At 68.5% G+C, this 13,898-nt stretch carries 13 protein-coding genes; 9 read left to right on the plus strand and 4 right to left on the minus strand.

Annotation, left to right across the window (positions count from 1 at the left end; genetic code table 11):
• Window positions 1–12 precede the first annotated feature (12 nt).
• The gene (glnE, locus tag G467_RS0114275; protein ID WP_022970412.1) at window positions 13–2,805 is read left to right on the plus strand and encodes a bifunctional [glutamate--ammonia ligase]-adenylyl-L-tyrosine phosphorylase/[glutamate--ammonia-ligase] adenylyltransferase; all 2,793 of its coding nucleotides are present in this window, start codon (window positions 13–15) and stop codon (window positions 2,803–2,805) included.
• On the opposite strand, the gene G467_RS0114280 is transcribed toward glnE, so the two are convergent.
• On the minus strand, window positions 2,792–3,754 hold the full coding sequence (locus tag G467_RS0114280) for a mitochondrial fission ELM1 family protein (RefSeq protein WP_022970413.1): 963 nt from the start codon (window positions 3,752–3,754) through the stop codon (window positions 2,792–2,794). The genes glnE and G467_RS0114280 overlap by 14 nt on opposite strands.
• Window positions 3,755–3,895: 141 nt before the next feature.
• Here G467_RS0114280 and G467_RS0114285 point away from each other — a divergent pair, with 141 nt between their 5' ends.
• The 7 genes from G467_RS0114285 (at window position 3,896) to G467_RS17050 (ending at window position 9,401) form a co-directional block, all read left to right on the plus strand.
• Entirely contained in the window at window positions 3,896–4,498 is a 603-nt protein-coding gene (locus tag G467_RS0114285) for a malonic semialdehyde reductase (protein ID WP_022970414.1), read from the plus strand.
• A 20-nt stretch (window positions 4,499–4,518) separates the two neighbouring features.
• On the plus strand, window positions 4,519–5,106 hold the full coding sequence (locus tag G467_RS0114290) for a YceI family protein (protein WP_022970415.1): 588 nt from the start codon (window positions 4,519–4,521) through the stop codon (window positions 5,104–5,106).
• Between the two features lie 119 nt (window positions 5,107–5,225).
• On the plus strand, window positions 5,226–5,417 hold the full coding sequence (locus G467_RS0114295; RefSeq protein WP_022970416.1) for a zinc-finger domain-containing protein: 192 nt from the start codon (window positions 5,226–5,228) through the stop codon (window positions 5,415–5,417).
• A 16-nt stretch (window positions 5,418–5,433) separates the two neighbouring features.
• Entirely contained in the window at window positions 5,434–6,540 is a 1,107-nt protein-coding gene (locus G467_RS0114300; protein WP_022970417.1) for a glycosyltransferase, read from the plus strand.
• Window positions 6,521–7,786, plus strand: a complete 1,266-nt coding sequence (locus tag G467_RS0114305; protein WP_022970418.1) for an O-antigen ligase family protein — start codon at window positions 6,521–6,523, stop codon at window positions 7,784–7,786. Before G467_RS0114300 ends, G467_RS0114305 begins: the two co-directional genes overlap by 20 nt.
• Window positions 7,779–8,522, plus strand: a complete 744-nt coding sequence (locus tag G467_RS0114310) for a glycosyltransferase family 2 protein (RefSeq protein WP_022970419.1) — start codon at window positions 7,779–7,781, stop codon at window positions 8,520–8,522. Before G467_RS0114305 ends, G467_RS0114310 begins: the two co-directional genes overlap by 8 nt.
• Window positions 8,523–9,401 carry a lysophospholipid acyltransferase family protein gene (locus G467_RS17050; protein ID WP_022970420.1) on the plus strand — a complete coding sequence of 293 codons (879 nt, stop codon included), beginning with the start codon at window positions 8,523–8,525 and terminating at the stop codon, window positions 9,399–9,401. It abuts the gene before it with no gap.
• A 1-nt stretch (window position 9,402) separates the two neighbouring features.
• Here the strand turns inward: G467_RS17050 and G467_RS0114320 are convergent, their stop codons facing one another.
• Complete coding sequence (locus tag G467_RS0114320; protein ID WP_022970421.1) at window positions 9,403–10,320, minus strand: LpxL/LpxP family acyltransferase; 918 nt, start codon at window positions 10,318–10,320, stop codon at window positions 9,403–9,405.
• A 34-nt stretch (window positions 10,321–10,354) separates the two neighbouring features.
• On the opposite strand from G467_RS0114320, the gene waaA reads away from it, so the two are divergent.
• A complete protein-coding gene (gene waaA, locus G467_RS0114325; RefSeq protein WP_022970422.1) occupies window positions 10,355–11,647 on the plus strand; it encodes a lipid IV(A) 3-deoxy-D-manno-octulosonic acid transferase in 1,293 nt (430 codons plus the stop codon).
• Between the two features lie 70 nt (window positions 11,648–11,717).
• Here the strand turns inward: waaA and G467_RS0114330 are convergent, their stop codons facing one another.
• The gene (locus tag G467_RS0114330) at window positions 11,718–13,133 is read right to left on the minus strand and encodes a TolC family outer membrane protein (protein WP_022970423.1); all 1,416 of its coding nucleotides are present in this window, start codon (window positions 13,131–13,133) and stop codon (window positions 11,718–11,720) included.
• Between the two features lie 16 nt (window positions 13,134–13,149).
• Entirely contained in the window at window positions 13,150–13,803 is a 654-nt protein-coding gene (locus G467_RS0114335) for a protein-L-isoaspartate O-methyltransferase family protein (RefSeq protein WP_022970424.1), read from the minus strand.
• Between the last annotated feature and the right edge of the window lie 95 nt (window positions 13,804–13,898).

Genomic DNA, 13,898 nt, shown 5'->3' on the forward strand with positions numbered 1-13,898 from the left:
CAGAATCCGGGCATGACCTCCGCCCTTGATCCCGCCCTCGCCCTGTTGCGCGACCGCGCCTTGGCGCGCCTGCGCCAGGCCTGTCCCGAGGCCCTGGCGGAGCCAGGGCCAGCGGAAAAATTCGCTCGCCTGGCCCTCGCCAGCGACTTCGCCGTCGATACCCTCTGCCGGCAACCGGCCTTGTGCCTGAGTCTGGACGCGCCGATGACGGCGCCGCCGGCCTTGCTGCCCGAGCACGAGGCCGACTGGCCCGGCCTGCTGCGCCGCTGGCGTGCGCGTGAATCCACGCGACTGATCTGGCGCGATGTCACCGGCCTGGATTCGGTCGACGACACCCTCGCCGGCAGCAGCCGCATCGCCGAACAGGCGTTGGATGCGGCGCTGACGGCCCTGTCGGCGCAGTTCGCCGCGCGTCACGGTCGCGTGCGCAATGCCGACGGCGAGGTACAGGACCTGGTGGTGTTCGGCCTGGGCAAACTCGGCGGCGGCGAACTCAATTTTTCCTCCGACATCGATCTGGTCTATGCCTTCGGCGAGCACGGCCAGAGCGACGGCGCGCGCGCCCTCGATTCGGAAACCTATTTCACGCGCCTGGGCCAGCGACTCGCGCAATTGCTCGGCGAGGTCACCGCAGAAGGCTTCAGCCACCGCGTCGATCTGCGTCTGCGGCCGTTCGGCGCCTCGGGCCGTATCGCGCTGAGCTTCGCCGCGATGGAGCAGTACTACCAGCGCGAAGGCCGCGACTGGGAACGCTATGCCTGGATCAAGGCGCGGCCGGTCGCAGGCGACATCGCCGCGGGCGAACGTCTGCTGGAGACCCTGCGGCCTTTCGTCTATCGCCGCTATCTGGACTACTCGGCGCTCGACGGTTTGCGCGAAATGAAGGCGCTCATCGACGCCGAAGTACAGAAGCGCGAACTCGCCGATCATCTCAAGCTCGGTCCCGGCGGCATCCGCGAAGTCGAATTCCTTGCCCAGGCCTTGCAGCTGATCCGCGGCGGGCGGGAGCCCAGTTTGCGACAGCGTTCTTTGTTGGCGACGCTGCAGTGTCTGGCCGATGCCGGATACCTCGACCCCGCCACCACGCAGTCCCTCACCGACGCCTACCGCCACCTGCGCCGCCTGGAAAACCGCGTGCAGATGCTCGCCGACCAGCAGGTGCATGCCTTGCCCGAAGAGGGCCTGGTGCGCGAGCGCATCGCGCGCGCCCTCGACTATCCCGATACCGCCGCGATGATGACGGCGCTGGACGCGCAGCGTGCCGTGGTGTCGGCCGCGTTCGACGGGCTGCTGCAGTCGCGTCGACGCAAGGCCACGCCGAACGCGCTGGCGCAATACTGGCGCGGCCTGCCGGCCGGTGGTGAGGCGCAGGTCCTGGCCGACGCCGGATTCGCCGACGCCGACGCGCATCACGCGCGGCTGCGCGATTTCGCCCAGTCGCCGGCCGTGCGCAGCCTGTCCGAACGCGGGCGTCAGCGCCTGGACCATGTGCTGCCGGCCCTGATCGAAGCGAGCGCGGCGTCCAGCGCGCCCGATGCGGCGCTGCCGCGCGGCCTGACGCTGCTGCAGGCGATCACCCGGCGCACGAGTTACCTGGCCCTGCTAGACGAACAACCGATCGCACTCGCGCGTCTGGTCGACGTCACCGCGCGCAGTGCGCTCATGGCCGAACGACTGGCCGAGCATCCGCTGCTGCTGGACGAATTGCTCGACGCGCGCCTGGTCACCGGCGAGATCACCGACGCCGACATCCAGGCGCGCATCGCACACGACAGCCAGGCGATCGCGGTCGACGACACCGAGTCCGCCTTGTCGGTCCTCAACGAAATCCGCCAGAGCCTGTCCTTCCGCATCGCCCTGGCCGCGCTCGCGCAACGGCAGCCGGCGCCGACCAGCGCCGCGCAGCTGGCCGTGCTCGCGCAGGCGCTGTTGCAGGCCGCCTGGGCGCTGGCCGAGCGCGACATGCGTCGCACGCACGGCGACATCGCCGGCGCCGGCTTCGCCGTGATCGCCTACGGCAGCGTCGGCGGCCGCGAACTCGGTTTCGGCTCGGATCTGGATCTGGTGTTCCTGCACGACGCGCGCGGCGATGAAGTGTCCGACGGCGCGCGGCCGCTGGAGGCCTCGCGCTATTTCGCGCGGCTCGCGCAGAAACTCGTCAGCCTGCTCGGCACCGTGACGGCGGCGGGGCGTTTGTACGAGGCCGATGTGCGTCTGCGACCGGACGGTGCAAAAGGCCTGTTGGTGTCGACGCTGGAGAGTTTTTCCGATTACCAGACGCACCGGGCCTGGACCTGGGAGCAGCAGGCATTGGTGCGCGCGCGCGCGGTGGCCGGCGCGCCGAGCGTGCAGCAGGGCTTTGAACGCATCCGCCGCGAGGTGCTCACGCGCGTGCGCGATCCGCAGGTGCTGCGCGGCGAAGTGATCGCGATGCGCGCGCGCATGCGCGGCGAACTCGATCGCAGCGATGCGCGCCGTTTCGACCTCAAGCAAGGCCCGGGCGGCCTGGTCGACCTGGAATTCCTGTTGCAGGCGCGCGTGCTCGAACTCGCCGCGACCCATCCCGCGCTCGCCGACGCGACCGACAGCCCGGGCCTGCTCGCCGCGCTCGCGGCCGTCGGCGGCATCGACGACGCCGAGAAGTCAGCCTTGCTCGCTGCGCACGAGGTGCTCGTGTCCCGGTCGCTCGATTGCACGCTCGATCTGCGGCCGCGCCTGTGCGTGGAAGACGATGCGCTGACCCTGGCGCGCGCGGCGATCAGCGCCGCTTGCTACGCACACGGCCTGAGCTTCAGTCCAGGCTGAGATACTCGCGCAGTTGTGCGGCCACGCGCGGGGTTTCCCGCAGGGGCGTGACCGCGAACGGTTCCAGCACGCGCTCCTGCGCACGAAGGCGGCCGCGGGTTTCGAGCGAACGCAGGAAGTCGCGGATTCGTCCGCTCGCGCGACCGGGCTCGGCGACGTAGACCGGTTTGTCGGTCGCACAGGCTTCGGAAATCATGTTCACCGAATCGGGCGAGACGATCAGGCGATCGGCCCAGGCCAACGCGCCGGCATAGGGATTGGCGCCGTCGCGCGGCGCCATCCAGACCAGGCCCGGGGTTTCGCCGTAGCGCGCGTGCACGAGCGCGTGCAGTTCCGGCGGCGTGCGCCGCGAGCCGCAGATGATCACGCTGCCGCCATCGCGCGCGAGCGTGTATTCGAGCTTGCTCGCCAGCACTTCGAAGGCGCTGCGGCCGAAGGCAACGGCCGGCGTCGGCCCGCCGAGCAGCACGGCGGTGCGTGGTCCGGGCAAGGCGCCCAGCGCGGGAAAATCGCGGCGCGCCTGCGCGAGCCAGGGTTCGTCCACCGGCGACAGGCTGCCGGTCAGCGTGAGCACGTTGGCGCCGGCGAGACGGTCGTGTTCCGGCGCGACGACCACGTCCCAGTGCGTGGGATCGATGCGCGGGTTGAGGATCTGCACCACGCGCACGCCGCGCGCGCGCAGCAGCCGCGTCGCCAATGCGGCGAGGCGGCCGCAGCCGATCGCCAGCGTCGGCATCGGTCCCGTGCGCAGTGCAGCGGCGAAGCCGGCATCGAAGCCGCCGGCACTGCCGGGCCAGACCTGCGGCGACACCCAGCGATACGGCAGATCCAGGCGCAGTGACCATTCCCGCGTCGGCAAGGTCAGGGCGGCGGCGAGGGCAAGCGCCTGCCGGCGATTGCCGGCCGCGCCGTCGTGCAGGACCCAGCAGACATCGGGAGATTCGGACATCGGCAGAGGGTAGCAAAGCCCCGCCGTTGCTGGATTCACAACGATTCGTTTCAAAACCCCGTCTTTGTTCCGATAATAAAGACCCTACACTTCCTTCATCGCCGGCCACTTAGGGTGGCAGCCCCCGATTCGGAGAACCGCATGTCCGAGGTACTCGACGCGTCCGCGCTCGACCAGTTGTTCCGCAACGCCCGCACCTACCGCGGCTCCGCCAAGGCCTGGATCGATCGTCCCGTCACCGACGACCTGCTGCGCCGGCTCTACGAGCTGGCCCGGATGGGCCCGACCAGCGCCAACTGTTCGCCGGCGCGCATCGTGTTCGTGCGCACGCCCGAAGCCAAGGCCAAGCTGCGCCAGGCCCTGGATGCGGGCAATGTCGAGCAGACGATGGCCGCGCCGGTCACGGCGATCATCGGCAACGACCACGAGTTCTACGAGAAGCTGCCCAAGCTCTTTCCCTTCGCCGATGCGCGCAGCTGGTTCGTCGGCAACCAGCCGTCGATCGACGTGACCGCGTTCCGCAACGGCACCCTGCAAGGCGGCTACGTGATCCTGGCCGCGCGCGCGCTCGGCCTGGACTGCGGGCCGATGTCGGGTTTCGACAATGCCAAGCTCGACCAGCTGTTTTTCGCCGGCACCCAGATCCGTTCCAATTTCCTCATCAACCTCGGCTATGGCGACCCCGCGTCGCTGTCGCCGCGTTCCCCGCGCCTGGACTTCGACGAAGCCTGCCGCATCGACTGATCCACTCCAAGGAGACACCCATGAAACGCACCCTGCTCGCCGCCCTGCTGACCTTCGGCTTCGTCGCCGGCGCCCCCGCGGCCGACTACAAGATCGACGGCAGCCACACCCAGGTCCAGTTCACCTACAACCACTTCGGTCTGTCGCATATCACCGGTCGCTTCGACCAGGTCACCGGCAGCTTCGATTTCAATGCCGCCGATCCGACCCAGTCGACGATCCAGGTCGAGATTCCGATCGCCAGCCTGAGCACGGGCGTGGGCAAGCTCGACGAGCACATGAAGAGCCCGGATTTCTTCGACGCCGCGCAGTATCCGACCGCGACCTTCAAGAGCACGTCGGTGACCGCGGCCGGTGAAGGCAAGCTCAACGTCGCCGGCGACCTGACCATCCACGGCGTGACCAAACCCGTCGTGCTCGCCGTGACCGTGAATCTGGTCGGCGACCACCCGATGAAGAAGACCCCGGCCGCCGGTTTCGATGCGACGACCACCATCAAGCGCAGCGACTTCGGCATCGCCAAGTACACGCCGGCGGTGAGCGACGAGATCAAGATCGCGATCACCCTCGAAGCGGGTGTCGCCGCCCCGGCGCCGGCCAGCAAATAAGTCCGCTGGCGGTCCCCGAAGGCCCGGCCCGTCGTGGGTCGGGCCTTTTTGCGTCCGTGTCTGCCGTCTTGGGCGGGGCCGGGGTAAAATGCCGGCCTGTTTTCACCGGAAGTCCGCCCATGTCGCGCACCGAGTCTGCCCCGGCCAATACCGAGCGGCGCTATGAAGTCACCCGCGACGCGCTGCCCCTGTCCTGCCCGACGCCGGCGATGGCCGTGTGGAATTCGCATCCGCGCGTCTACCTGCCCATCGAGGCGACCGGGTCGGCCACGTGCCCGTACTGCGGCGCGCTGTTCGTCCTGAAGGACTAAGGGCGCAGCCCGGCGCATGCGCCGCCTCACCGTCGTGCAGTTGCTGCCCGCGCTCGACAGCGGCGGCGTGGAACGCAGCACGATGGAAATCGCCCGCGCCCTGGTCGCCGCCGGTCATCGTTCCGTGGTGATTTCCGCCGGCGGTCGCCTGGTGCCGGAACTCGTCGCGCAAGGCAGCGAACATATCGTTCTGGCGATCGGCCGCAAATCGCTGACGACCCTGCGCCACATCGCGAGCCTGCGGCGGCTGTTCGTGCAACTGCAGCCCGATATCGTGCATGCGCGCTCGCGCCTGCCGGCCTGGCTGGCGCGCCTGGCGCTGCGCGCGCCGCCGGCGTCGCGACCGGCCTTCGTGACCACCGTGCACGGACTGAATTCGCCGGGCCGGTATTCGGGCGTAATGACCCGCGGTGAACGCGTGATCTGCGTGTCCGAGACCGTGCGCCGGCATGTGCTGCGGCAGTGGCCGCACACCGATCCGGAAAAACTCGTGGTCATCGAACGCGGCGTCGACCCGCGGCAGTTTCCGCGCGCGCCTTGGCCCGATGCGGCGGCGATCGCGCGCGTGACGCAGCGGTGGCCGGCATTGGCCGGCGAAAAGCGCTTGCTGCTGCCGGCGCGTGGGACGCGACTCAAAGGCCATGCGACGGCGATCCGCCTGCTCGCCGCCTTGCACGCACGCGGCATCGACGCGCGGCTTTGGTTGCTGGGCGCACGCGAGCGCGGCCGCGAGGACTATCTGGCCGAGCTCGATGCGTTGGCGGCGCGTCTGGGCGTCGCCCAGGCACTGGCGATCACGGCGCCGGAGTCGGACGTCGCCGGTGCCTATGCCGCCTGCGATCTCGTCCTGCAGTTGTCCACGCGTCCGGAAGCGTTTGGTCGCACGGTGTTCGAAGCCCTCGCGAGCGGTCGCCCGGTGTTGGGCTGGGATCACGGCGGCGTCGGCGACAGCTTGCGGACGTGGTTGCCGGAAAGCGCCTTGCCCGTCGGCGACGAAGACGCGCTGGCGCAGACCGCCGCGCGCTGGCTGACCGCAGCACCGGCCTTGCCCGATACACTGCCCGACACTCTCGCCGACATGCAGGCGCGCACCTTGAAGGTCTATGAATCGCTGGTGGCCTGATCTCTCCCGTTTCCGTTGGGCGCCGTTCGCGGTGCTGGCCTTCGTGGCGCTGTGGCCGACAGTGGGGCCTGCGGAATTGGTGCTGAGCCTGGGCGCGATCTCGGGCATCGCGATCCTGGCCTGGTCGCGTTTCCGCGACGGCACCTCGCTGATCAGTCGCGAAGCCTGGGCGCTGTCGACAGCGCTGTTCTTCTGTTACTGGCTGCCCGAGCTGTTTTCCGCGTTCGATGCGGTCGATCGTGCGCATGCCTGGGCCGAGGTTCTCGTCGATCTGCGCTATCTGCCGTTCCTGTGGCTGGTTGCGATGGCGGTCGCGCAGGGGCGCGGTCGCCGACGCGTGTTCGCCGGTATCGGTGTGATTGTGCTGCTGTGGTCGCTCGATGCCTCGGTGCAAGCGGTCAGCGGCGTCAGCCTTGGCGGACCCAATACCTCCGACCGGCTCAGCGGCGTCTTCGGCGCCGGCAATCTCAAACTCGGTCTGGTGCTCGCCAGTCTGTCGCCGTTCGCGTTCGATCTGCTCGGCCGCCGTGGTGGTGACCTCGGCTGGCTGTTGTTGGCCTTCGTGCTGGGGCTGGTGATCCTGCTGGCCGGCTCGCGCGCTTCCTGGCTCAGTTACGGCATCGTGCTGGCAGTCTGCGGCTGGCAGCGCTTCGGTCGCCGTCGTCTGCTGATCTATCTCGGTGCGGGTCTGGTGGTCGCCTCGGCCCTGGCCCTGAGTTTTTCCACGCAGTTCGAGAGTCGTCTCGAACGCACCGGCGAAGTGCTCAATGGCGATGTCGACGGTCTCGATCAGGCGTTGTCGGGCCGCATCAGCATCTGGCGTGCGGCGACGGGCATGTTCCTCGATCACCCGGTCAATGGCGTCGGCGTGCGCGGTTTCCGCGAGCTGTATCCGCGTTACGCGCCGCCCGACGATCCGTGGTTGTCGCAGGGGCAGGGTGGTGCCTTGCATGCGCACCAGCTGTTGCTGGAAGTGCTGTGCGAAACCGGCGCGATCGGCCTGCTGCTGTGGCTGATGGGCGCGGCATTGGCGATCCGCGCGTGGCGCTGGGCCTTGCCGGCCTCGCGCGAACGCGCCGCCGCGCCGGCGCTCGCGCTGGCGGTAACTTTGTTCCCGCTCAATACCCATCTCGCGTTCTATTCGACGTTCTGGGGCGGCGTGACCTTGCTGCTCGCCGCGATGTACGCCGGCGCGCTGTTTGCGATCGACGACGAAGTCGCGGCGCCGGTGCCCGCCGATGCTTAGCGCCGTCGTCACCACCTTCAACAATGCCGCGACGCTGGACGCCTGCCTGGCGAGTCTGGCGTTCTGCGACGAAGTGATCGTGCTCGATTCCGATTCCACCGACGACACGCGGGCGATCGCCGAGCGTCACGGCGCGCGTGTGTTCATCGAATCGTTCAAGGGTTACGGCCCGCAGAAACAGTCGGCGATCGACAAGGCCGCGCACGAATGGGTGCTGTTGCTCGATGCCGACGAACATCTCACGCCGGCCGGACAGACGGCGATCGTGGCCGAACTGCAGGCGCCGCGCGCCGACGGCTATCGGCTGCCGCGACAGGAATGGCTGTTCTGGCGCTGGCCGCATGCCGGAACGCGACCGAACTGGCAGCTGCGCCTGTTCCGGCGCGCGCTTGCCGCGATGAACGCCGTGCCCGTGCACGCGGCGCCGGAGGTACGCGGCCGCGTGCACGATCTCGACGCGCCGTTCCGCCACTTCGGCGAAACCGGGATCGCGGTACGCGTGGACAAGGTCAACCGGTATTCCAGCGGGCTGGTCGCGTACAAGCGGGCGCGCCGGCCGCGTCTGCGCAGTCTGCGCCTACTCGTGTATCCGGCGTTCGTGTTCTGGCGTTTCTACGTGGGCAAGCGCTATTTCCTCAACGGCTGGGCGGGTTTTTTCGCCGCGCGCGTGCAGGGCTTCTACGCCTTCCTGAAACTGGCCAAGCAAGTGGAGGCCGAACGCCAGGAGCGCGACTGAGTGCGCTGCCTGGGTCTGGTGCCCCTGGTCTGGAGCGCACGCCTGATCGCGCGGCTGCCGCAGCGCGCGATCCTGGCGCTGGGTGCGGGCCTGTCCTGGGTGTTGACGCCGCTGCTGTCGTCGCGCCGGCGCACGGCACGCCGAAACATCGCCCTGTGTTTCCCCGAGCTCGCCCCGGCGCAGCAGCATGCGCTGCTGCGCGCGAATCTGCGCGCCACGGTGACCGGCGCCCTGGAATTGCTGCGCGCGTGGTATGCGCCGTCGCAGGCACTGCGCGGCCTGGTGCGCATCGAAGGTCTGGAGCGGCTTCAGTCCGTGCTTGTCGAGGGTCGTGGCGTGCTGCTGTTCACCGGGCACTTCACCCATACCGAACTTGCCGTGCGTCTGCTGTCGGAGGCGCTCGGGCGGCCGGTGCGCACCGTGATCCGCCGGCACAACCGCGCCTGCCTGGAACAGGTTTTCGAGCAGGCGCGCGCGCGTGTGTTCGGCCCGACGTTGGCCAAGAAGGACGTTCGCGGGCTGTTGCGAACCCTGCAGGCGGGTGAGCCGGTGGTGTATTCGGCGGACCAGAATTTCACCTACCAGAATGCTTTCGTCCCGTTTTTCGGTGTGCCGGCCGCGACCTTGACCACGACTCCGGAACTGGTGCGGCGCGCCCAGGCGCAGATGCTGCCGTTCTGGTTTCATCGCGCGGAGGATGGTTGTTATCACTTGCGCATTGATGCACCGTGGACCGACTGGCAGAACGCTGCGCCTGAAGACGCGGCCGCGATCTACATGCATCGCCTCGAAGCCGTCGTGCGCGAACATCCCGAGCAATACCTGTGGGTGCATCGCCGGTTCAAGACGCGTCCCGACGGTCAGGCCCCGGTCTATTGATTCAAGGCGCGGACGTCACCCCGGGCTGGCGCTTGAAGCGATCGTGCACCCACAAATACTGTTCGGGCGCGCGCCGGATCAGCTGCTCCATCAGCGCCATGATCCGTGCGGTGTCGGCGATGGCGTCGGTGCCGGGGAAATCGGCGAGCGCCGGACCGATCTCGATGCGATAGCGGCCATCGGGCAAGCGTTCGTAGTACAGCGACAGCACCGCCGCGCCCGACAGGCGCGCCAGCTGGTGCGTCGAAGTCAGGCTCCAGGCAGGCTGGCCGAAGAAGGGCACGAACACGCTTTCGCCGCGCCGGGTTTCCTGATCGGGCGCGAACCACAGCACGCCGCCGTTCTTGAGGTGACGCAGGGACGGACGCAGCTCGTCGCGCGTGTACATCGCCAGCGTGTAGCGCAGGCGGCCGCGCTTGACTGCCCACTCCAGCGCCGGCGATTCGTGCGGGCGATACATGCCGGCCAGCGCGACCGCCCGGCTGAGCAGACGCACGCTGATTTCCAGCGTGGTCAGATGCGGCGAGACCATGATCACGCCGCGGCCACCGGCTTGTGCGGCGCGCAGATGTTCCAAACCAAGAATCTCGACGCCGTCATCGAGCGGCGGCAGCGGGCCCCACCAGGCGCGCAGGAATTCGAATACGGAAATGCCCAGCGAGCGGAAGCTCGCGCGCCACAGCGCCTCGCGCGCGGCAGCGTCACGCTCGGGAAAACACAGCGCCAGATTGCGCCGCGCCACGCGCCCGCGCGCGATCATGGTCACGCGCATGAGCCAGCCCAGGGCGACGCCGGCGCGCCGCGCTAGCCACCAGGGCCAGCGCGCAAGCGTCCAGCCGAACGCGATGCCGATCCAGGCGGGCAGCGAGCGCAGCGTCAGCGGCGGGGGCGACAGGCGGTTTTCGGAGGGTGCGGGCACGGACAGAGTCTAGCGTCTCGGCTATCCTGCGCCCATGCATGAATCGATGGGACAACGGCTGCTGCGCGGCCTGTATTCCTTGGTCAGCCGGCTCGCGCTGCCGTTTTCGTTGTACTACCTGATCTGGCGCGGCCTGCGCCAGAAGGAATACTTCGATCGCTGGAGCGAGCGTTTCGCCTTCTATCGCGGCGACGGGCTGATCGAGAGCGTGTGGCTGCATGCGGTCTCGGTCGGCGAGGTCAATGCCGCCGCGCCCCTGGTCGCGGCCCTGCGCCAGCGGCATCCGCATCTGGCCTTGCTGATCACCACGACGACGCCGACCGGATCGGCACGCGCGCAGGCGCTCTGGGGTGAGGCCGTGCGGCATGTGTACCTGCCTTACGACCTGCCGGGCGCGGTGCGGCATTTCCTTGAGCACTTCCGGCCGCGCGTGGCGATCGTGATGGAGACCGAGATCTGGCCGAACCTGTTCGCGGAACTGCATCGGCGCCACATCCCGATCATCATCGCCAACGCACGCCTGTCCGAGCGTTCGCTGCGCGGTTACCGGCCGTTTCGTTCCCTGCTCAGCAGCTCGCTGTCGGCGGTCGCGCATGTTGCTGCGCAATCGCAGGCCGATGCCGAGCGCTATCGCCAGCTCGGCGCACCGGCGGCGATCGTGCAGGTGACCGGCAATCTCAAGTACGACCTGCCCCTGCCCGACGGCATCGTCGAGCAGGGACGCGCCTGGCGCGGGCATTGGGGCGAGCGTCCGGTGTGGATCGCGGCGAGCACGCATCCGGGCGAAGAAGACATCGTGCTCGACGCGCACCGGCAATTGCTCGCCGATCATCCGGGCGCCTTGCTGCTCTGGGCACCGCGGCATCCGGAACGTTTCGCGGCGGTCATCGCGGCGAGCGAACGCGCCGGCTTCGCCGTGCGCGCGCGCCGTGCCGATGGCCAGCCGGATCCGTCAACGAGCGTGTTCGTCATCGACACGCTGGGCGAATTGATGTCCTTCTACGCCGCTGCCGACATCGCTTTCGTCGGCGGCAGTCTCGACGACATCGGCGGGCACAACCTGCTTGAACCGGCCGCGCTCGGCGTGCCGGCGTTGGTGGGACCGCACACCTACAATTTTGCCGAGATCACCGCCTTGCTCGTGCAGGTCGAAGCCGTGCAGCGCATCGACGGCGCCGACACGCTGGTGCGTGCGCTGCGCACGGCGATCGGCGATCCCATCGATTGCCGACGCCGCGGCGAGGCCGGTCGTCTGCGCATCGCGGCCGAACGTGGCGCGCTCGCACGCACGCTCGAGCTGGTTGAAGCGCATTTGCCGGTCGGTTGAATCGCGCCCCGGCCACGCATAAAAAAACCCGGCCGTAGCCGGGTTTTTCGTCTTGCGATGGCGACCTCGATCAGGGCTTGTCGGCCTGGTCCAGCGAGTCATTGGCATTGGCGACCAGCGAGCGATTGGTCGCTTCCAGATCGGAGGCTTCCAGGATGCCAGCGGCCTGCTTCAGGCGCAGTTCGTTGACCAGATAGGCGTGGCGCGACCGCGCGTACTCGGTGCGCGCCGCGAACAGGGCCTGCTGCGCGATCAGCACGTCGACGATCGTGCGCGTGCCCACTTCCAGGCCCGCTTCGCCGGCTTCGTACGCGGCCTTCGCCGAGACGACCGCCAGACGGCGCGCTTCGACTTCGGCCTGGCCCGCGACCAGCGAGCGGTAGGCGCCGCGGGTCTGACGGGTGATCGCGCGCTTCTGCTGCTCGAGCTGGTCGGCGGCGGCGTCACGCTGATAGTTGGCCTGGCGCACGCGCGACTGCGTGGCGAAGCCGCTGAAAATCGGAATGCTCAGGGTCAGGCCGAAGCGCGAGCTCGTGCTCGAGCTGCCCGAGCTGATCGGCGAGGACGCGGGCAGGGTGCGACGCACGCTGTCGCCCCAGTTGGCATCGTCGCCGTAGCCGGCGCTCGCGGCCAGGGTCGGGAAATGCGCGGCGCGTGCCGTCGACACGTCCTTCTCGGCGGCGGTCAGCGCTTCCTGGTACGAACGCAGGGTCGGATTGGTCGACAGGGCGATCTGCACCCACTCCTCGGCCGACCGCGTGTCGGTCGTCGCCGGGCGGTAGTCGGTCGACAGGCCCTTGAGGTTTTCCATCGGCTGGCCGGTGATTTCCGCGAGGGCTTCGTAGGCGTCGTCGAGCGCATTGGCCGAGGAGATCGCCGTGGCGCGCGAGCTGTCGTAGCGCGCGCGGGCTTCATGCACGTCGGTGATCGGGGCCAGGCCGACTTCCAGACGCTTTTCAGCCTGGTCGAGCTGGCGCTTGACCGAGCGCTCTTCGGCGCGTGCGGACGCGAGCGTCTCGATCGCGGTCAGCACGTTGAAGTAGGCATCGGCGACGCGGACGATAAGGGCGTCGGCGGACGCATCGAACTGCGCATCGGCCTGGCGCGCACGCGCCTTGCTCGCGCCGAGGCGCGTGTAGTTGGAATGGTCGTACAGGCTCTGCTGGACGTTGACGCCCGAGCCGCGGCTGCGATTTTCCGAATACGTCGAGTTGATCGGCGTGGCCGAACCGGCGAAGACCTGGTTGCCGCTGCTGCGGCCGCGCGAGTCGTTGAAGGTGACGTCAGCGCTGATCTGCGGCAACAGGGCGGCGCGCGACTGCACGACGCCTTCGCCCTGCGCGTTCTTCTGCGCTTCGGCGGCGGCGAACTGCGGGTCGCTCTGGCGTGCCAGATCGTAGGCCTGCAGGAGGTCGGTGGCGTGAGCCTGGCCGGAGAGGCCGGCAATCAGCAGCGCGAAGGTAATCGGACGAAGACGCAAGGACATGGAGAAGTTTCCCGATTCAGAGGGTGAAGCGCGGCACCGGTTCGGCGCCATGCAGGTAGGGGACATCGGTTTCGAAAAGACTTTCGCTGTGCAGGTGTTCGCCACGGCGGGTGATGCGCACGGCTTCCTGAGCCGGCGACGCCCCGTGAATGACGAACAGACGGCCTTCGGGCTTGAGCCACTGGCAGAAGCGTTCCGGCACCTCGGCGACGGCGGCGGTCACCGCGATCGCGTCGAACAACCGGCCCGGCTCGAAGCTCAGCGCGTCGGCGCATTCCAGACGAACATTGCTGACGCCGTCCTGCGCGAAACGCGCGCGGGCGGCATCGACGAAATCGGAATGACGGTCGATGCTGACCACCTCGCGCGCCAGTCGCGCCAGACAGGCTGTGACATAGCCACTGCCGGTGCCGATTTCAAGGACCTCGTCCTCCGGCGCCAAGCCCAGGGCTTGCAGCAGGCGACCCTCGAGGACCGGTTTCATCATGATCTCGCCGTGTGCCAGGGGCAGCGGCGTATCCGTGTAGGCCAGCTGACGCTGCGCGAGCGGCACGAAATCTTCGCGACGCACGGCCGCCAGCGTTTCGAGCACGCGCGGATCCAGCACCTCCCAGGGGCGGATCTGCTGCTCGACCATCGCGGCACGGGCTTGTTCGAAGTTCAGGGACATGCGGATTCCAGGACGCGCGAAAGGGGCGCAAAGTTTACGCCCCGACTGCGCGGGATTGAACTACAGGATGCTTCGCGGGCCTGTGAGGTCGCAGT

Origin of the sequence: Arenimonas oryziterrae DSM 21050 = YC6267, from assembly GCF_000420545.1 — a bacterium.
GTDB lineage: Bacteria > Pseudomonadota > Gammaproteobacteria > Xanthomonadales > Xanthomonadaceae > Arenimonas > Arenimonas oryziterrae.